This window comes from Actinophytocola glycyrrhizae (assembly GCF_042653545.1).
In the GTDB taxonomy this organism is placed as follows: Bacteria; Actinomycetota; Actinomycetes; order Mycobacteriales; family Pseudonocardiaceae; genus Actinophytocola; species Actinophytocola glycyrrhizae.
The window spans coordinates 462,986-482,871 of record NZ_JBHSIS010000020.1 but is presented as its reverse complement, the minus strand read 5'-3'; the positions used below and the strand labels follow the sequence as shown (position 1 = coordinate 482,871).

The window sequence follows — 19,886 nt, the reverse complement described above, 5'->3', positions numbered from 1 at the left end:
CCGCCCGGACGGGTTTGCGGGGGTCGCTACACCGTCATGGCGACCAGGACCCTGCGGTCACCGGTGAAGCTGTGCCTGCCGTGCAGTGCGAGCATGTTCTCCACGATCATCACGTCGCCGCGGCGCCATGGGCGGGCCAGTTCGTGCTGCTTGGCCGCGGCGCGGACCGCGTCGAGGTCGGCGGGCGGGATCGGGGTGCCGTCGCCGTAGGTCACCGAGTGGGGCAGGTCGGCCTCGTCGTCGTACAACTCCAGCAGGGCTTCGCGTTCGGCCGGGGGCAGGTTCGACGGGTGCCACTGGTCGGCCTGGTTGAACCACACCGTCTCACCCGTGGCCGGGGCGATGCGCACGGCAGGCCGGGTCGCCGCGGTGCGCAGCCCGCCGTCCTCGGTCCACGAGAACCTCAGGCCCGCGTCGGTGAGGAACCGCTCCACCTCGGCACGGTCGCCGGTCTCGAACGTCTGCTGCCACGACTTGCCGAGCCCGAAGCCGCCGTGCAGGTGCTGGCGGTAGGTCACCCCTCTGGCGGTGAACCGCTCCCGCACCGCCGGGTCGAGCGCGGCCAGCAGCGCCCGCCCGTCGCACACCGGTGTCGCGCCACCACCGGCCGGCTCGACCAGGCAGCAGAAGAACAGCCTGCGCGGCCACTCCCCCGCGTAGGACAGCTCGTTGTGCAGCGAGATCTCGTACTCCGGCGGGTACTCCGTCGAGGTGAAGATCCCGTCCGCCACCTTCGAGCGCGGCGTGTTGCCGCCCCGGTAGCTGGTCAGCGGCTCACCGAAGTGCGCCACCACCTCGTGGAACCGCTCCGGGCTCCCGACGCCCAGGCCGCGCAGCAGAACGACCCCGGTGTCGGCGAGCACCTCGGCCACCCGCTCCCGCAACTGCTCGACCGGCCCGGTCGCGTCGAACGCCACCCGGGTCGTCCCGCCCTCGGTCTCGCGCTCCATCAGCGTCTCGTTCACGCGCTCCGCACCTCCGGCGCCATCGCGGCCGCCTCCTCCTCGGTCGGCAACGTCCGGATCCCCGGGATCACCGACGTCGCGTACACCAGCACCGGCGTCAGCGCGCCGATCGACGCCGCCCACAGCACCGGCGCCACCCCGAACACGTCGGCCAGCACGCCGCCGAGCAGCGCGCCGACCGGCACCATCGCCAGCGACATCGCGCGCAGGCTCGCCACCACCCGGCCCTGCATCTCGTCCGGGGTCAGCACCTGCCGCAGCGTCGTCTGGATCACCGTGCCGATCTGGGAGAACAACCCGTACCCGAACTGCGAGGCGGCCAGCAGGACGATCACCAGCCACAGGCTGCCCGCGAACCCGGACAGCGGCACCAGCAGCAGCGTCGCGGTCGCGGCACCGACGCCCCACACCACCGTGCGGCCGAGCCCGAGCCTGCGCATCACCGCGATCGACAGCCAGGAGCCGACCATCGCGCCCGGCCCGGCGGCGGCGAAGATCGCCGCGACCCAGCCCGCGGGCACGTCGAGCTCACGCACCAGGTACAGCACGTACAGCGCCTGCAGCGCGCTGTAGAAGAACCAGAACACCGCGGTCGCCACGGTGATCGTGCGCAGCACCGGGTGGCGCAGCACCCAGCTCAGGCCCGTGCCGATCGCCTTCAGCGCGTTCGGCCGCTCCTGCGGGCTCGGCGGCGCGATGTCCGGCTTGCGGATGAACAGCAACAGCACGGCCGATGCGACGTAGGTGACCGTGCTCGCCACCAGCACCATCGCCGAGGCGACGGCGTTGACCGCGAGTCCCGCGATGCCCGGTCCGGCGAACTGGGCGGTCGACCGGCTCAGCTCCAGCTTCTGGTTGCCCTCGGCGACGAACTCGCGGCCGACCAGCGCGGGCAGGTAGGCGTGGTAGGCGGTCTCGAACATGACGCCGAGCACGCCGATCACGAAGATGACGACCCACAGCACCTCGATGGTCAGCCACCCGGCCAGGTACAGCACCGGGATCAGCCCGAGCACCGCGAACCGGCCGAGGTCGGTCCAGACCATCGCCTGCCGCCGCCGCACCCGGTCCGCCCACACCCCGGCGAACAGGAACAGCAGGAACGGCAGCTGCGACAGCGACGACAGGATGCCCATGTCGGTGGCGGACGCGTCGAGCAGGATGACCGCGACCAGCGGCAGCACGGTCCGCGTGATCTGCGCGCCGAACATGGCGAGTGTCTGGCCCGCCCACAGCTTCACGAAGTCCGCGTGCCGCCACAGCGTCCTGGCGGGTCCGGTGGTGCCGGCCTCGGCCGGCTCGGTGGACATCAGCCGATCTCCTTCCCGAACCGGGCCGGCGGGACGTCCGGCTCGGCGACCGCCGCGGCGAGCAGCGCGGTGTACTCGTCGACCATGTCCCGCACCGTCGTCTCGTCGAACAGGTCCGGCCGGTACTCGGCGACGCCGGTCAGCCCGTCTGGGCGCCGCCACAGGTACAGCATCAGGTCGAACTTGGCCGCGGGCTGCCCGAGCGGTTCGAACTCCATCGCCACCCCGCCGAGGTCGACCGGCAGCGCGCGCCGGTCGTCGGCGAGCATGAACATCGTCTGCACCAGCGGGGTCACGCTCGGGTCGCGCGGCACGCCGAGCTCCTCGACCAGTGCCTCGAACGGCACGTCGGCGTTGGTGTACGCCTCGATCGTGCGCTGCCGCACCCGGCGCACCAGCTCGCGGACGCTCGGTTCGCTGCCGGTGTCGACCCGCAGCACCAGGGTGTTCACGAAGAACCCGACCAGCGGTTCCAGCTCGGGGCGCGGGCGGGTGATCATCGGCACGGCGACCGCGAGGTCGGACTGGCCGGTGCGGCGGCGGAGCAGCTCGGCGTAGCAGGCGACGGTCACCATGAACATGGTCGCGCCCTCGCCGCCGCCCAGCGCCCGCAGCCCGTCGGCGACCTCGGGTGGGACGGCGAAGCGCAGGTGAGCGCCCGCGGCGGTGAGGCGGGCCGGGCGGGGCCGGTCGGTCGGCAGCTCCAGCCTGCCGGGCAGCCCGGCGAGCCGCTCGCGCCAGTACGCCAGCTGGGTGTCGGCGAGCCCGCCGGTGACCGCGGACCGCTGCCAGGCCGCGAAGTCGCCGTAGCGGACGGGCAGCTCGGGCAGCCGCGGCTCGCGCCCGTCGCGCAGCGCCGGGTACAGCCGCGCCAGCTCAGCGGACAGCACCTCGACCGACGGGCCGTCGAACACCGCGTGGTGGACGGTCAGCAGCAGCTGGTGGAGCTCCGGGCCGAGCCGGACCAGCAGCATCCGCAGCGGCAGCTCCCTGGTCAGCGCGAACGGCCGGGCGCTGCGCTCGTCGAGCAGCCGCACCCGCTCCCGCTCGCGCTCGGCCGCGCCGAGCCCGCTGAGGTCGACCACCTCCAGCGGCAGGTCCGGGTCGTCGTCGACCGCGCGGAACAGGCCGTCCGGGGTGACCACGAACCGGGTGCGCAGCACGTCGTGGCGGCGCACCACGGCGTGCAGCGCCCGTTCGAGCACGGCCGGGTCGAGCGGGCCGGTCAGCCGCCGCAGGAACTGCACGTTGTGCAGTGGCACGCCGGGGTTGAGCTGGTCGAGGAACCACAGCCGCTGCTCGCCGTAGGAGGCGGGTGCCGGGTCGGGAGCGGGCTCGATGGGCGGCAGTTCGCCGGACCGCAGCCTGCCCGCGACGGCGGCGGCGAGCGCGGCGACGGTCGGCTCCTCGAACACCACCGGCAGCGGCAGCGCCACCCCGAACGTCCTGCGGATCCTGGTCATCAGCTGGATCGCCAGCAGCGAGTGCCCGCCGATGGCCATGAAGTGGTCGGTGCGCCCCACCTCGTCGCGGCGCAGCAGCGTGCGGAACAGCCCGGCGATGACCTCCTCCAGCTCGCCGACGGGGGCGTCGGCCGAAGCCTGGTCCGCGGCGCTCCGGGGGGCGGGTTCCGGCAGGTGGGCGCGGTCGAGTTTGCCGTGTGGGGTCAGCGGCAGCTCGTCGAGCACGACCATGTCGGCGGGCAGCAGGTGGCCCGGCAGCACGGCGGCCGCGTGCTCGCGGACCCGTTCGGTCAGCCCGGCCGCGGCACCGGCCGCGGGCACCAGGTAGGCGGTCAGCCCGGTGTCCCCTTCCCGGTCGGCGGCCAGCACGGCGCAGTCGGCGACGTCGGGGTGGGCGGCCAGCACGGCCCGCACCTCCCCGGGCTCCACCCGGAAGCCACGGATCTTCACCTGGTCGTCGAGGCGCCCGAGGAACTCGATCGACCCGTCCGCCAGCCGCCGCACCCGGTCGCCGGTGCGGTACAGCCGCGCACCGGGCCGCCCGGCGAACGGGTCGGGCACGAACCGGTCGGCGGTGAGCCCCGGTCTGCCGAGGTAGCCGCGGGCCACCGTGTCGCCGCCGACGCACAGCTCGCCGGTCACCCCGTCGGGCACCGGCAGGCCGTGCTCGTCGAGCACGTGGGCGCGGGCGTGGGTCAGCGGCCAGCCGATCGAGGTGACCGGGCCGAGCTGACGCGGCTCCCGGTCGGCGGGCAGCGCGAGCACACCGACGGTGGTCTCGGTCGGCCCGTAGTGGTTGAGCACCGCGACCCGCGCACGCAGGTCGCGCACGAGGTCGGCGGGTGCCGCCTCGCCGCCGAGCAGCAGCGCCCGCCGGGGCAGCAGTGCCGCCGGATCGGTGGTGGCGCCGAGCAGCGCGGTCAGGTGCGACGGGGTGATCTTGAGATAGTCGATCTTGTCCGTGGCGAGGTGGGCGGCGAGCCAGGCCGCGTCGGTGGCGTGCTCGCGGGCGACCAGGTGCAGGGTGCCGCCCGCGGTGAGCGCGCAGAAGAACGCGGTGATCCCGAAGTCGTAGGTGAGCGGCTGCTGCAACGTCCACACCGGACGCTCCGGGTGGCCGAGCAGGTCGGCGAGCCCGTCGAGGTAGGCGGTCAGGTTCCGGTGGGTCACGCCGACGGCCTTGGGCCTGCCGGTCGAGCCGGAGGTGTAGACCAGGTAGGCGAGCGTGTCGGGCCGCACGTGCACACCGGGTCCGCTGAGGGCCCAGGACCCGTCCGGCACCAGCACCGGCAGCCCCGGCCCCGCGACCCGGTCCGCGTACGGCTCCGCCGTGACGACGGCGACCGCACCGGCGTCGGCGAGCAACGCGTGGATCCGCTCGACCGGGTGCTCTGGGTCCAGCGGCAGGTAGGGCGCGCCCGAGGTGAGCACGCCGAGCACGGCCACCGCGAGGTCGACGGTGTTGTCCACCAGCACGGCCACCGGCCGCTCCGGCCCGGCACCCGCGGCGACGAGCCGGTGCGCGAGCGCGTGTGCCCGGCCGAGCAGCTCGCGGTGGGTGAGCCGGTTCCCGGCCGAGTCGGCGACGACCAGCGTGCCTGCCCCGGCGATGCGGTCGAGGACGGTGTCGCCGACCGGTTCGCGGGCGTGGTCGGGGGTGGCGGCGGCGACCAGCTGTTCTTCCTCGCCGGGCAGCAGCAGCGGCAGCCGGTGCAGCGGGGTTTCCGGCGCGGCGAGCGCGGCCCGCAGCAGGCCGGTGAACCGTTCGGTGAGCGCGCGGGCGGTCGGCTCGTCGAACAGGTCGGTGGCGTACTCCAGCCTGCCGTTCAGTCCGCCGTCCTGCCCCCCTGCCAGGTCCATGATCAGGTCGACCTTCGCGGTGCCGTTGCCGACCTGCGCGGCCCCGAGCGCCGGGATCAGGTTCAGCACCACCTGGTACAGCGGGGCGCGGCCGGGGTCCCGCTGCGGCGCGAGCACGTCCACCAGCCGGTCGAACGGCAGCTCCGCGTGCCGCAGCGCGGACCGCACGGTGCCGGTCGTCCTGGTCACCAGCTCACGGAAGGCCGGCTCGCCCGCGCAGTCGGTGCGCAGCACGAGCTGGTTGACGAACATGCCGAGCAGCGGCGCCACCTCCTCCCGCTCGCGACCGCCGACCGGGCAGCCCACCACCACGTCGGTCTGCCCGGACAGCCGGTGCAGCACTGCGACGAACGCGGCGAGCAGCACCGCGTAGTCGGTCGTGCCCGCCGAGCGCGCGAACCGGGTCACCGCCCGGTTGTCCTCGGCGGGCAGCGTGAACCACACGTCGGCGCCCCGGTGGCTGGCGCGCGACGGGCGCGGCCGGTCGGTGGGCAGCCCGATCTCCGGCGGCAGGTCCGCCAGCCGGTCGCGCCAGTACGCCAGGTCGCCCGCCAGCTCGTCGCTGTCGAGGCGGCCGCGCTGCCACGCGGCGAAGTCGGCGTACTGGATGTCGAGCTCCGGCAGCCGCGCGGGCCGGTCCTCGGCGTCGGCGCGGTACAGCTCGGTCAGCTCGGCCACCAGGTTCCACACCGACTGCGCGTCGAACATGGCGTGGTGCACGACGAACCCGAGCAGCCACCGCTCCCCCGCGCACCGCATGACCCTGGCCCGCCACAGCGGTGCCGTCGCCAGGTCGAACGTCTTCGCGCCGTCGTCGGCGAGCAGCCGCTCCACCGCGGGCTCGATCTCGTCGTCCGGCACGGCCGTGAGGTCGGTTTCGGTCAGCTCGAACGGCACCCGCTCGTGCACGAGCTGGCACACCCGGCCATCGCGCGCGGCGAGCGTTGAGCGCAGCGTCTCGTGCCGGTCGACCAGCCAGCGCAGTGCGCGGTCGAGCCGGTGCCGGTCGAAGCCGCCCGGCATCGCGACGGGGAACGCGATGTTGTACACCGCGACGTCGGGTACCAGCTCGGTGGCGAACCACAGACGTTCCTGGGCGAAGGACGCCGGCAGCTCCTCCGGCGCCGATGGCCCGGCGGGCAACGCGGTCGGCTGTGCGGTCACCTCACTCCTCCGCCATCGCGCCGCGGAGGCTGCGCGGGCGCATGTCGGTCCACACCTCGTCCACGTGTGCCACGCACTCCTCGCGGGTGCCGGTGAACCCGGTGGCGCGCCAGCCGGCCGGGCAGGGCCGGTCGCCCGGCCAGATGGAGTACTGCTCCTCCTCGTTGATCACGACGGCGAACTCGTTCGGCATGGTCTCCCCTCCGGTCGGTCTCGGGTCAGGACTTCGCGCGCCTGGCGAGCTTCGGGATCGCGTCACCGTCCTGCGCACGGTCCTTGGCGCGCAGTTGCTCGACCCGCGTCGCGAGGCCCGCGACGGTCGGCTGCTCGAACAGGATGCGCATGGGCAGGCGCACGCCGACCGCCTTGCGCAGCTGGGCGATCAGCTGCACGGCCACCAGGGAGTTGCCGCCGAGGTCGAAGAAGTCGTCGTCGACCCCGACCCGCTCCACGCCGAGCATCCTGGCCCACACCCCGGCGATCGTGGCCTCCAGCTCGGTGGCCCTGGCCGGTTCGTCGGCGGGGTCACCGGACTCGGCCACCGTGTCCTGGGCGGCGATCGACTCGGTGGTGGTGTCGCTGATGCGCGCCAGCAGGTCGGCGACGGTCTCGGTGTTGACCACGACCTGCGGGCCGAGGTCGGCGGCCAGCACGCGGCGGAACGCCTCGGCGCCGTCGGCGGGCCGGATCCCGCGCTCGTCGGCGGGTGCCGCCTGGCCGGTCCGCGCCTGCCCGGTCCCGGTGACGCCCGAGGACACCTCGGTGGTGTCGACCCTGCGCAGCACGAAGTCGGCGACCGAGACCAGTTCGGTGCCGGACTCGTCGAGCAGCGACAGGTCGGCGGTGAGCACGCCGGTCTCGGTGTCGGCGTCGGCCCCGTCGGCGGTGTACCGGAGGTGGCTGACGAACCGGCTGGGCAGCGGGCCGCGCACAGTCACCCGGCCGTAGCTCAGCGGCAGGTACGAGCCCTCGCCCCGGCTGCCGAACGAGGTGGCGACGTCGAGCAGCGCGGGGTGCAGCACCCACCGCTCCAGGTCGGCGAGCGCGGCCTCGGGTGCACGCACCTCGGCCAGCTCCTCGTCCGTGCCCGTGCGGGTGTCGCCGAGCGCCGCCCAGCGCGGGCCGAACGTGAGCATGCTGGTGCGGCCGCCCGTGCGGAACGGGTTCCCGGCATCTTCGGTGACCGGGGCGCAGCGGGCGCGCAGCGCGGCCAGGTCGGTCGTCGGCCGCGCGCCTGCCGACACCCAGCGGCCGGTGCCGCGCACGTGCTCGCGCCGCACGCCGTCCCGCCTGCTGGTGACCACGAACCCCGTGCCGGCGGCGGCATCCACCCCGTCGGGCGCCAGTTCGACGCGGTACTCGGCGACCGTGCCGTCGGGCACCGACAGCGGCTCGAGGAACACCACGTCGGACAGCTCCAGCACCGCGTCCCCGTCCGGCGCGGGAAGACAGGCGGCGAGCGCGGCGCGGGCGCAGTCGAGGTGACCGGTGCCGGGCACCACACCGACCCCGGCGATGCGGTGCTCGTCGAGCAGCCACAGCGCCGCCGGGTCGATCGTGCCCCAGCAGGCGTGCGCGCCGCGGTGCCGCAGCACCGGGTGGTCGATGGCGTCGAGCGCGACCAGGTCCGGTTCGGCGGGCGGCGCGGCGGTCTCCACGGCCATGCCGACCTCCAGCCAGCCGCCCCAGTCCAGCGACAGCACCCGGCAGGGCCAGCCGTGCTCGCCCCTGGCGTAGGCGTCGAGGAACGCGTTGGCGGCGCAGTAGTCGACCTGGCCGAACCCGCCGGCCACGCCGGTCACCGACGAGCACAGCACGACGAAGTCCAGCGCGAGGTCACCGAACGCCTGCCGCAGCGCGAGCGTGCCTGCCAGCTTGGGCGCGAGCACGTCGACCGCGACCTGTCGCTGCTTCACCTCCGCCATGCCGCCGCCGGGCAGGCCCGCGGCGTGCACGATGCCGTCCAGCCCACCCAGCTCGGCGACCACGCGCTCGCGCACGGCCAGCAGCGCGGCGGGGTCGGTCACGTCGGCTGCCGCGACGAGCACGGTCGCGCCGGCGGCCTCCATCCGCCGGATGGCCGCGATCGCCCGCCCGGTCCGGCCATCGGTGCCATGGACGGCGAGGTGGCGGTCCCACTCGTCGCGGTCCGGGAGCCCGGAGCGGGACAACAGCACGAGCCGGGCCCGGTGCCTGCTCGCGAGGTCCTCGGCGAGCGAGATGCCGACACCGCCGAGGCCACCGGTGATGAGGTACCGGCCACCGTCGCGGAGCCCGCCGGACCGGTCACCGGAAAGCGGGACTCCGCGGTAGCCGCCGGTCCAGCGGCGCCCGCCGCGCAGTGCGAGGGTGCGCCCGGGGTCCTCACGTTCGACGTCCGCGCGTTCTGGATCCGCGCACAGCTCGGTGGCCAGCCGCGCCGCGTCGGCGTGACCGGCGGGCGCGTCGACGCGGCGGACGGTCAGCCAGGGCAGCTCCAGCGGCAGCACCCTGGCGATGCCGTCGAGGGTGGCCTGCTCGGGGTGGGTCAGCTCGCCGCCCAGCACGTCCTCGGTGCCCGAGGAGAGCACGTCGAGCCGCACCTGGCCGGACACGTTCCGGCCTGCCAGTGCCTGCGCGAGCGCGAGCAGCGAGAAGAACCCGGTGTCCTGTGCCAGCCAGGCGCGGTCGAGGTCGGTGCCTGCCTGCGCGGCGTCGAGCGCGGCTGCGTGCACGATCCGGTCCGGCACGCCACCGGCGACCAGGGCCTCGCAGGCCTCCCGGTCGGCCAGCCCGGCCGGCGGCACCTCGGTCACCGCGGCACCCGCGGCGCGCAGCGCCTCGGCGAGCGCGGTGCCACGCGGACCCTCCGCCACCACCAGCCACTCGCCGGTCGCGGTCTCCGGGCCGGACAGCGGGGCGAGCTGGTGCCAGGCCGGCACCGCGAACCACTCGTCCAGCGGCAGCGGCCCACGCCGGGTCACCGGAGCCGGGCCGGACGGCGCGGGCGCCGAGCCGGGCGGGTCCGGCTCGACCCAGTAGCGGACCCGCTGGTAGGGGTAGGTGGGCAGCGGGACGCGCCGCCCCGGCGGGCCCAACAGGTCCAGCTGGACGCCGCCGACCCACAGCTGCCCGGCGCCGGTGTAGAGGGTGGCGACGTCACCGGCCCGCTCGTTCTGGCCCGGCAGCGAGTGCACCGCGATGGCGTCCTTCGGCAGCTGCTTGCGGGCGAGCCCGGCGAGCTGACGGCCGGGCCCGCACTCGACCAGCGACCACGTGCCCGCGGCGAGCAGGGTCGCGACGCAGGCGCCGAACCGGACCGGGCTGCGCAGGTGACTCGCCCAGTACGCGGGGTCGGTCGCCTGCTCGTCGGTGATCCAGTCGCCGGTCACGTTCGACAGGAACCGCACGCCCGGCGCGTTCCGGGGCACGGCGGCGACCGCGGCGGCGAACTCGTCGAGCACCGGATCCATCATCGCCGAGTGGAAGGCGTGCGAGGTGCGCAGCCGCTTCCCGGAAACGCCGCGCGCGGACAGCGCGTCGGCCACCTCGGCGATCCCGTCGGCCGGTCCGGCGACCACGCAGGTGCCGGGCGCGTTGACAGTGGCCACGGTGACGCCGGTGCCCGCGAGCAGCGGCTCGACCGAGTCCTCGTCGAGCTGGACGGCCAGCATCTCCCCGGGCGGCATCGACTGCATCAGCCTGCCGCGGGTCGCGACCAGGCGCAGCGCGTCCGGCAGCGTGAACACCCCGGCGACCGTGGCCGCGACGTACTCGCCGACCGAGTGGCCGACCATCGCGTCCGGTGTCAGACCGCGGTCCCGCCACAGCATGGCGAGCGCGTACTCCAGCGCGAACAGCGCGGGCTGGGCGTACCGGGTCTGGCGCAGCAGTTCGTCGGCGCTCTCCTTGTCGCCCTCGGGCGGGAACATCAGGTCGCGGACGTCGGTGTCCGCGAGTTCGGGTGCCAGCAGCAGGGCGCACTCGTCGATCGCGGTGCGGAACACCGGCTCCGACCGGTACAGCTCGGCGCCCATTCCCGCGTACTGGCTGCCCTGCCCGGAGAACAGCAGTGCCACCTCCGGCGCCACGTCGGCGACCCGGCCGGTGCGCAGTCGCCGGTCCCGCAGCGCGTCGACCGCCGCCTCCGGGTCGCGGGCCACGACGATCGCGCGATGCGGGTGGGCGGTGCGGCCGGTCCGCAGCGTGTGCGCCACGTCCGCGAGGTCGGCGTCCGGGTTGCGCTCGAGGTGCCCGGCGAGCCGCTCGCACGCGGCGCCCAGCGCGGTGGCGTCGTGCGCGGACACCGCGAGCAGGTGCGCGGGGCGGGTGCGCGCCGGGCGGACCGGCACGTCCGGGGCCTCCTGCAGCACCAGGTGGGCGTTGGTGCCGCCGATGCCGAACGAGCTGACCCCGGCACGGCGCGGCGTGCCGTCGGTCTGCCACTTGGCGAGCGCGGTGTTGATGTGGAACGGGCTGTTCGTGAGGTCGATCGCCGGGTTGAGGGAGTCGAAGTTGATCGTGGGCGGGATGAGCCGGTGCTCCAGCGCCAGCACCGCCTTGATCAGCCCGATGACGCCCGCGGCCTGGCTGAGGTGCCCGATGTTCGACTTCACCGAGCCGAGCCCGCACCACTGCCGGTCGGCGGGGCGCCCACCGCTGCCCTGGCCGTAGGCGGTGGACAGCGCGGTGAACTCGATGGGATCGCCGAGCGCGGTGCCGGTGCCGTGCGCCTCGACGTAGCCGACCGTGCGCGGGTCGACGCCCGCCACCGCGATCGCCTGCGCGACACACCCGACCTGGCCCGCGACGCTGGGCGCCGAGAACGCCACCTTGTCCGCGCCGTCGTTGTTGATCGCGTTGCCGAGGACCAGGCCGTGCACGGTGTCGCCGTCGGCGCGCGCGTCGGACAGCCGCTTGAGCACCACCACACCCGCGCCGCTGCCCCACAGGGTGCCGTTGGCCCGCGCGTCGAAGGGCCTGCAGTGCCCGTCCGGCGAGGTGTAGCCCTCCAGGCCCTGGTAGCCGCGCCCGTGCGGCAGCTCGACGCACACCCCGCCGCCGATGGCCACGTCGCACTCGCCGTTGCGCAGCGACTCGACCGCGAGGTGCACCGCGACCAGCGAGGTGGAACAGGCGGTGTGCACGGTGAGGCTGGGCCCGCGCAGGTTCAGCTTGTAGGAGACCAGCGTCGCGACGTAGTCCGGGTAGTTGGAGCTGGAGATGCCCAGGTTGCCCGCGGCCGCGTCCCACAGCGCGGCGTTGCGGGCCAGGTTGGTCCACTGGTAGTGGTCGGCGCCGGTGCCCGCGTACACGCCGACCGAGCCCGTGTGGTTGTGCGGGTCGTAGCCGGCGTGTTCCAGCGCGGTGTGGGCCACCTCCAGGAACAGCCGGTGCTGCGGGTTCGTCAGCTCCGCCTCGCGGGCGGTCATGCCGAACAGGCCGGCGTCGAAGTACTCCATCCGGTCCACGACCGGTGCCGCCGACACCCAGCTCGGGTCGTCCAGCTCCTCCTCGGTGACGCCGAGCGCGAGCTGCTCCGCACGGGAGTAGAAGGTGATCGACTCGACACCGTCGACGAGGTTGTGCCAGAACTGGTCGAGGTCGTTCGCGCCGGGCACCCTGGCGGCCATGCCGACGATCGCGATCGGCTCCACCCCGTCGGCGTCGATTCCCTGGTGGTTCATCAGTCGATCTCCTGTTCGGCGGCGCGGACCACGGTGCGGGCCATGGCGCGGCGGCGGGCGCTGTCGCGGCGGGCGGCCGCACGCTGTGCCGCCTCGGTGAGCTGGACGTCCTCGTCCCGGGTCGCGCCGTCCAGGTGGGCGGCGAGCACGCGGATGTTCGGGAAGTGGAAGAGGTCGACGACGCTGACCTCGCGGTGCAGCCGTTCGGCCAGCAGGGCCTGGACCGTCACCATCATCAGCGAGTGCCCGCCGACGTCGAAGAAGTTGTCCAGCGGGCCGACCGCGTCGAGGCCGATCACCTCGCACCAGATCGCCGCGACCGCGTGCTCGGTCGGGGTGGACAGCCGGGCGCCGCGGTGTGCCTGCGCGGGCGCGGCCCTGACCGGTGCCGGTTCCGCCGCCGGCGGCACGCACCAGCGGGCGCCGGGACAGTCCGCGGCGACGGACGCGACCGCGGCCTCCCGCTCCCCGGCCAGCGCGCCGAGCAGCCGCAGGTAGTCGGCGAGCAGCGCGTCGATCCTGGCCGCGTCGAACAGGTCCGGGTTGTAGACCAGGTCGAGGCAGAACCGGCCGTCGCGCTCCACCAGGTACACGGTCAGGTCGAACGGGGAGCCGGGGATGGGCACCGGCACCGGCTCGGCGTGCACGCCGGGCAGCACGAGCCGCGGCTGCGCGAAGTTGAACACGTTGAACAGCACCTGCACCAGCGGCGAGCGGGACGGGTCCCTCGGCACGCCTGCGTCCCGCACGATCTGCTCCAGCGGCGCCGCCGGGTGCGCCGTGGCGTCGAGGAACTCCCCTCGGCACGCCCGCACCAGCTCGGCGAACCCGGTGTGGGACCCGGTGCGCAGCCGCACCGGCACGATGTCGACGAAGAAGCCGACCAGGTCGGCGAACGCGGGCTCCGCGCGGTCGGCCACCACGACGCCGACCACGTTGTCCGGCCGGCCGGTGAGCCTGCGCAGCAGCTCCCCGAACGCGGCGAGCAGCACCAGCGACGGTGTGGCACCGAGGTCGGTGCCGAGCGCCCGGACCGCGGTGTCCAGCTCGGCGGGGAACGGGGCGCTCGCGGTCCGCCCCGCGTAGGTCTGCACCGGCGGGCGCGGCCGGTCCCTCGGCAGGTCGACGGTGGCCGGTGCGCCCGACAGGTGCTCCCGCCACCAGTCCCGGTCCGCTTCGCCGGAGCGGGCGTCGCGGGTGCCTCGCCACGCCGCGTAGTCGGCGTACCCGGCGGGGAGCGCGGGCCGCGGCTCGCCCGCGTAGGCCGCGGCGAGGTCGCGGTACAGCACGGCCTGCGACCAGCCGTCGGCGACCGCGTGGTGCAGCACGAGCCCGAGGACGTGGTCGTCGGGGCCGAGCCGGTGGAGCACGGCCCGCCACACCGGGCCGGTCGCGAGGTCGATCGGGGTGGCGGCGTCCGCGCCGAGCCGCGCGGGCAGGTCCTGTTCGGTCACGTCGACGACCGGCAGTGGCACCTCGCCGGGCGGGACGAGATGGGCCACGGGGGTGCCGCGCTCGTCGCGGACCCGCCAGCGCAGCACCTCGTGCCGGTCCGCGACCGCCGCGAGCGCGGCCCGCAGCGCGGCGACGTCCAGCGGGCCGCGCAGCCGCTCGGCGAACGCGATGTTGTAGGCGGCGCTGTCGGGCGCGAGCCGGTCGAGGAACCACATCCGGCGCTGGGACGGCGCCAGCGTCGGCGGGTTGCCGGTCGGCAGGTCCGGGCTCGGCAGCGGGGCGGCGCGCTCGACGCGTTCCGCGATCCCGGCGAGGGTGCGGCCCTCGAACACGTCGACCGCACGCAGGTCGCGACGCAGTTCTTCGCGGACCGCCGCGACCACCCGCATGGCGGCGATCGAGTGCCCGCCCGCCGCGAAGAAGTCGGCGTCCGGACCGGGCCGGGGCCCGCCGAGCACCCGCTGCCAGATGGCGGCCAGGTCCACCCCGCCGTCGTGGCCGCTGTCCTGGACGGGCGCGGCGGGCGCGGTGTCCGCCCGCAGCCGGGCGCGGTCGATCTTGCCGGTGGTGGGGTTGACCGGCAGCACGTCCCGGCGCACCACCCTGGCAGGCACCATCGCCGGGGTGAGCCGCTGCGCGCACCACTCGCGCGCCGCGTCGCCGGTCAGCCGCTCCCGGCCGCCGACGAACGCGACCAGCTCCGGGCCCGCCGCGGCGGGCAGCACCTCGACCACGACCTCGTCGACGTCCGGGTGCTCCCGCAGCACCGCCTCGATCTCGGCGAGCTCGATGCGCTGGCCGCGGATCTTCACCTGCCCATCGCGCCGGCCGAGGTAGACGATCCGGCCGTCCGGCAGCTCGCGGACGACGTCACCGGTCCGGTAGAGCCGGGCACCCGGCCCGCCGGACGGGTCCGGCACGAACATCCCGGCGGTCAGGCCCGGCCGGTTCAGGTAGCCGAGCGCGACCCCGTCACCGCCGACCAGCAGCTCCCCCGGCTCGCCCTGCGGGACCGGGACCAGGTTCTCGTCGACGACGTGTGCCCGGTGGCCCGGCATCGCCCTGCCCAGCGGCAACGGCTCGGCCACGGCCGGGTCGGCGGCCCCGTCGACCCGGTCGGCGAGCACGATGACGGTGGTCTCGGTCGGGCCGTACACGTGCCACACCGTCCGCGCCTGGCCGGTCCACCGCGCCACGAGCTCCGGCTCCACGACCTCGCCGCCGACCAGCACCGTGCGCCAGCCGGGCACCCGGCCGGGGTCCAGCACGCGCAGCACGGCCGGGGTGATGAACCCCCAGTCGACCCGGTGCCACGCGACGAACCGCTCCAGCCGCGCGGGGTCGGCCCGGTCGGCGCTGCCGACGAGCGCGACCGTGCCACCGGTGAGCAGCGGGAGGAAGACGTCGAAGCTGAACGCGTCGAAGGCGGGCGAGGAGAAGCCGAGCACGCGGGTGCCCGCGCCGACACCGGTCAGCGCGGCGCAGCGGGTGGCGAAGGCGACGATGTTGCCGTGGGTGGTGAGCACGCCCTTGGGCCTGCCGGTCGAGCCGGACGTGTAGATCACGTGGGCGAGGTCGCCGGGCCGCGCCACGCCCGCGACGGGCTCCTCGGTCCGTTCCGGGACCGGGCAGGCGGGCACCCCGGGAAGCGGCGGGGCCGGCTCGTCGGTCACCACCGCCACCACACCGGCGTCGGCGGCGATGTCGGCGAGGCGGCGCCGCGGGCTGCTCGGGTCGAGCGGCACGTACGCGGCACCGGAGAGCAGCACGCCGAGGACCGCGACGACCAGTTCCGGCCGCCGGTCGACGAGCACGCCGACGGTGCGGCCGCGGCCCGCGCCCGATGCCCGCAGGTCGGCGGCCAGCGCGGCGGCCCGCCCGGCCAGTTCGCGGTAGCTGAGCGCGCGGTCCCACTGGGTCACCGCGACGGCGTCCGGGGTGCGCCGTGCCTGGGCGAGCACGAGGTCCCCGATGCCGGTCTGTGGCGGGGTCACGACGCCGCCACCGGGTCGAGGAGCTGCAGCCGCAGCTCGCTGGAGTAGCGGCGGCCCTCGGCGTCGGCCAGCCAGTGGTCCTCCGCGTCGGGCAGCACCTCGGTCACGGTCACCGCCGCGGCCCGCCCGGCCCGCAGCGCGGCGCGGACCATCGCGCACAGCGAGTTGGCGAACACCGGGCTGGTCAGGTCCACGTACACGGGCTTGGTCTCGGCCGCGAGCTTGACGAACACCCGCTCGGGCAGGCCGAGTGCGCGGCGCCAGCGGCGCACCGCGAGGTAGCGCTCCCGCTCACCGGTGACCGTGCCGAGGCCGGTCTCGGCGAGCGTGGTCCGCCAGGTCTCGCGCGCCACCACGAGCCGGTCGATGGTGATCCTCGGCGTGTGCGGGGCGCCGCCGACGAGCTTGAAACCGTCCACGGCGTGCATGGCCAGCATCGCGGAGAACACCTCGACCAGCGGCCAGGTCCTGCCGTCCTGGCCGACGGCGAGCAGCTCGCCGTCGGGTTCCCTGCGCACGGTCACGGCGGTCGTGGGCAGCAGCCGGTCCTGGTCGGCGCCGGGCGCGTCGGTGAAGCCGAGCTGGTGGTCGGTGGGGCCGTCGAGGCTGTGCGCGACGCGGCCGGAGTAACGCGGCCAGGTGGCCGGGTACAGCGGACGGACGCGGTGCTCGCCCAGGTCGGCGGCGAGCGCGGCACGCAGCCCCTCCGGGTCGGGGTGCCAGCGGGTGAACACCGCGCAGTCGAACGTCGGCCAGGCGGCGTGCAGCTCCCCGAGCACCACGAGGTAGTCGCCGCGCTCGACCGCGGCGGCGTCGGCGGCGCACAGCTGCAGGTCCGGGCTGTGCAGGCGACCCGCCGACCAGCCGGGCCGCTCGGCGGGGAACGCGGTCGCCGCGGCGGCGACCAGCTCGGCCGCGGTGAACCGGAGCGGCTGTTCAGGCTCGCTGTCGAGCCCGAACAGCGCGGCCCAGCGCCGGACGAACTCGGCGGCGACCGCGTCGACCGGCCGCTCCCCCGCGCCGAACAGGGCGCCCTGGGCGAGGAACCACAGGTCGGCGAGGGAGACCCCGGCCGCCTCGTCGGCCAGGTCGGCGGCGAGTTCGTCGTACAGCTCGCCGAGCGCGGCGCCGTAGGCCGCGGCGAGCTCGGCGGTCAGCCAGCGGGCGGCCCCCAGCAGCAGCGCGAGCGGCTCGGCGAGCTCGGCGACCAGCCGCCCGCCGAGGCCGACGGTCACGTCCCGGCGGGTCTCGAAGTAGCAGACGCCGCGACCGGCGTAGGTCTGCCCGGCACGGCGCTGCGCGCCGGCACCGGTCAGCGCGGTGAACTCGGCGCCGACGGCGGCGAGCGCGGCCGCGACCCGGTCGGCGTCGCCCGCCGCGCCGGCCACGGCGTCGCGGGCGGCGGTGAGCCGGTCCAGCCCGGCGAGCGCGGCCGCACGCACCCGCGCGTCGCCGATCGCTTCGAGCAGCGCACGCAGCGCGGCCTCCGCCTGCGGGGTCTGCGGCGGCTCCGCGGCCCAGACCAGCAGGCCCCGTTCCACCAGCCGGTCGACCAGCAGCCACCCGTCGTCCTCGGTGCGCACGTACCCGCCGTCGACGGCGGCCGCGACGACCTCGCCTGCCGGGCGGCGCCCGGCGGTCAGCGCCGCGAACTCGGCCGGGGACAACGCCACCGGCGGCTGCGCGGGACGCAGCACGCGCCTGCCGTCCACGTCGACGGTCAGGTGCGGTGCGAGTGCGACCGGCAGCCAGCCGCGTACGCCGGGGGCGGCGGTCAACGTCCGTGCGTACGCGGCGAGTGCCCAGTGCTCCAGCTCGACGGTCCGCGCGGCCACCAACCCGGGGCCGGGCGTGACGGTGAGCGCGGGCGCCGCCGGGTCGACGGTGGCCCACGCCGCGGGACCGAAGAAGCCGACGGTCTCGTTCTTGGCGCAGTACCGCTGCCAGTAGCGGGCCACGACCTGCTCCCGTTCCCGCTGCTTGCGCCGTGGCCCGGTGCCGCGCAGCAAGCCGTCGAGCGCCACCCGGACCGAAGGGCTCTGCCAGCTCACCGCCTCACGGAACCGGGGATCGCCCGCGACCTCGCGGCACGCCGCCGAGCCCGCCGCGACCGCCCTGGCCAGCTCCTTGTCGAACAGTTCCGTGTCACCGCCGCCGGCGATCACGGCGTCGGCGGCCGCCGCGGCGTCGGGTGCGGAGAACGGCGCGAGCCCGTCGGCGGGGAAGCCGGTGCTGCGCAGCACCACGTCCCGCCACACCGACCAGCCGGTGTCGCCGAGCGGCACGAGGTGGCGCCCGGTCACGAGCCCACCCCGAGCCAGTGCCGGACCGGGCGCAGCGGGTGGTGCGGCAGCGACACCACCCGGGTTCCGGCCGGGGCGGCGAGTGGTGCGAGGTCCACGTCGGCGCCATCGGCCCACTCCCGCGCGAGCGCGGGCACACCGTCGGCCGGTACCTCTTCCCCGGCGGCGAGCCGCCGCAGCCCGGCCACCGCGGTCGCGTGGTCGGTGCACGGCACCACGGCCCGGTGCGGCTCGGGGGCACGGCCGGTGGCGAGCGTGCGGGCCACGTCGTCGAGCCGGGGCGGGTCCGGGTCGTCGAGCCGGTCGGCGAGGGCGGCCGCCAGCTCGCGCAGCGCCGCCGGTGTCCTGGCGGACACGGCGAGCGGGAACGGCCCGGCGGCGGGCGGGCGCGGCGCCGTCGGCGGGGCCTGTTCGACGATCACGTGCGCGTTGGTGCCGCCGAGCCCGAACGAGCTGACCCCGGCCCGCCTCGGTCGCGAGTCGCCAGGCCAGTCGACGGTCTTGACCGGCACGAAGAACGGGCTGTCCGGCAGTTTCGCCTCCTGGACCGGCTCCCGGTGGTGCAGCGACGCGGGCACCACGCCCTCGCGCACCGCGAGCACGGCCTTGACCAGCCCGGCGACCCCGGCCGCCGCGTCGAGGTTGCCGAGGTTGGTCTTCACCGAGCCGAGCCCGCACGCCTCGGTGCGGGTGTCCCCGGCCGCGCGGAACGCCCTGGTCAGCGCCGTCACCTCGAGCGCGTCGCCGACCCTGGTGCCGCTGCCGTGCGCCTCGACCATGCCGATCGTGCCGGGGTCGATCCCCGCCCCGGCCAGTGCCTCGGTCACCACCCCGGTCTGGCCAGTCAGTCCGGGGGCGGCGAACCCGGCGCGGGCGGCGCCGTCGTTGTTCACCGCCCACCCGCGCAGCACCGCGTACACCTGGTCGCCGTGCTCCAGCGCGTCGGCGAGCCGGGCGAGGACGACCACCCCGGCCCCGCTGCCGAACCCGCTGCCCTGCCCGGCGGCGTCGAACGCGCGGCACCGCCCGTCCGGCGACACCAGGCCGCCCTCGGTGTGCCGGAACCGGGGTTCTGTGACGCTCACCCCGCCGGCCAGCGCCAGGTCGCAGCGGAAGTCCAGCAGGCTCTGCGCCGCAGTGCACACCGCGACCAGTGAGCTGGAGCAGGCGGTCTGCACGGCGAGGGCAGGCCCGGTCAGCCCGAGCCGGTAGGCGACCTGAGCGGGCAGGTAGTCCGGGGACCAGCGGGTGGCGAGCCGTGTCTCCCAGTCGGCGGCCGGATCGCCGTCGGTCAGCCGGAACAGGAAGTACCGGTTTGCCGACGCGCCCGCGAACACGCCGACCGTGCGCCGGTCGCGGACCGGGTCGACCCCGGCGTCCTGCAGCGCCACCCACGACTGCTCCAGGAACAGCCGCTGCTGCGGGTCCGTCGCGGCCGCCTCGTCATCGGGCACGCCGAAGAACCCGGCGTCGAAGTCGCCGACGCCCGCGAGCCTGCCGTGCCCGCGCACCAGCGCGGGGTCGGCGATCAGCTCCGCGCTCAGCCCGAGCTCACGCAGCTCGGCGTCGGTGTGGTCGTGCATCGCGTCGACCCCGTCGAGCAGCGCGCGCCACAGCGCGGGCACGTCCGGTGCGCCCGGGAAGCGCCCTGCCATGCCGACGACCGCGATCTCGTCCCCGGTGTAGTCCCCCACGTGCTCCCCCGT

At 75.5% G+C, this 19,886-nt stretch carries 8 protein-coding genes; all 8 read right to left on the bottom strand.

Translation table 11 applies throughout. The features are described 5' to 3' along the window. Window positions 1–26 precede the first annotated feature (26 nt). The 8 genes from ACFPCV_RS30460 to ACFPCV_RS30425 are packed head-to-tail and all read right to left on the bottom strand — an operon-like array spanning window position 27 to window position 19,874. Window positions 27–965: a TauD/TfdA family dioxygenase gene (locus ACFPCV_RS30460; protein ID WP_378059886.1), complete on the bottom strand. Its 939-nt coding sequence runs from the start codon at window positions 963–965 to the stop codon at window positions 27–29. After that, window positions 962–2,275, bottom strand: coding sequence for an MFS transporter (locus ACFPCV_RS30455; protein WP_378059884.1), 1,314 nt, complete (start codon window positions 2,273–2,275; stop codon window positions 962–964). The genes ACFPCV_RS30460 and ACFPCV_RS30455 overlap by 4 nt, the downstream gene beginning before the upstream one ends. Further along, a complete protein-coding gene (locus ACFPCV_RS30450; RefSeq protein ID WP_378059882.1) occupies window positions 2,275–6,762 on the bottom strand; it encodes an amino acid adenylation domain-containing protein in 4,488 nt (1,495 codons plus the stop codon). Before ACFPCV_RS30450 ends, ACFPCV_RS30455 begins: the two co-directional genes overlap by 1 nt. 1 nt (window position 6,763) lies before the next feature. After that, window positions 6,764–6,955 carry an MbtH family protein gene (locus tag ACFPCV_RS30445; RefSeq protein WP_378059880.1) on the bottom strand — a complete coding sequence of 64 codons (192 nt, stop codon included), beginning with the start codon at window positions 6,953–6,955 and terminating at the stop codon, window positions 6,764–6,766. 25 nt (window positions 6,956–6,980) lie between these two features. Further along, window positions 6,981–12,428, bottom strand: coding sequence for a type I polyketide synthase (locus tag ACFPCV_RS30440; RefSeq protein ID WP_378059879.1), 5,448 nt, complete (start codon window positions 12,426–12,428; stop codon window positions 6,981–6,983). Continuing rightward, entirely contained in the window at window positions 12,428–15,877 is a 3,450-nt protein-coding gene (locus ACFPCV_RS30435) for an amino acid adenylation domain-containing protein (protein ID WP_378059877.1), read from the bottom strand. Before ACFPCV_RS30435 ends, ACFPCV_RS30440 begins: the two co-directional genes overlap by 1 nt. Further along, window positions 15,874–18,180: a lantibiotic dehydratase gene (locus ACFPCV_RS30430; RefSeq protein ID WP_378059876.1), complete on the bottom strand. Its 2,307-nt coding sequence runs from the start codon at window positions 18,178–18,180 to the stop codon at window positions 15,874–15,876. The genes ACFPCV_RS30435 and ACFPCV_RS30430 overlap by 4 nt, the downstream gene beginning before the upstream one ends. Next, window positions 18,177–19,874 carry a beta-ketoacyl synthase N-terminal-like domain-containing protein gene (locus ACFPCV_RS30425; RefSeq protein WP_378059875.1) on the bottom strand — a complete coding sequence of 566 codons (1,698 nt, stop codon included), beginning with the start codon at window positions 19,872–19,874 and terminating at the stop codon, window positions 18,177–18,179. The genes ACFPCV_RS30430 and ACFPCV_RS30425 overlap by 4 nt, the downstream gene beginning before the upstream one ends. Window positions 19,875–19,886 lie beyond the last annotated feature (12 nt).

What these genes read in the sequence shown, in the direction of transcription:
- ACFPCV_RS30455 (WP_378059884.1), bottom strand. Translation starts at nt 2,275, where the DNA reads ATGTCCACCGAGCCGGCCGAGGCCGGCACCACCGGACCCGCCAGGACG.
- ACFPCV_RS30445 (WP_378059880.1), bottom strand. Translation starts at nt 6,955, where the DNA reads ATGCCGAACGAGTTCGCCGTCGTGATCAACGAGGAGGAGCAGTACTCC.
- ACFPCV_RS30440 (WP_378059879.1), bottom strand. Translation starts at nt 12,428, where the DNA reads ATGAACCACCAGGGAATCGACGCCGACGGGGTGGAGCCGATCGCGATC.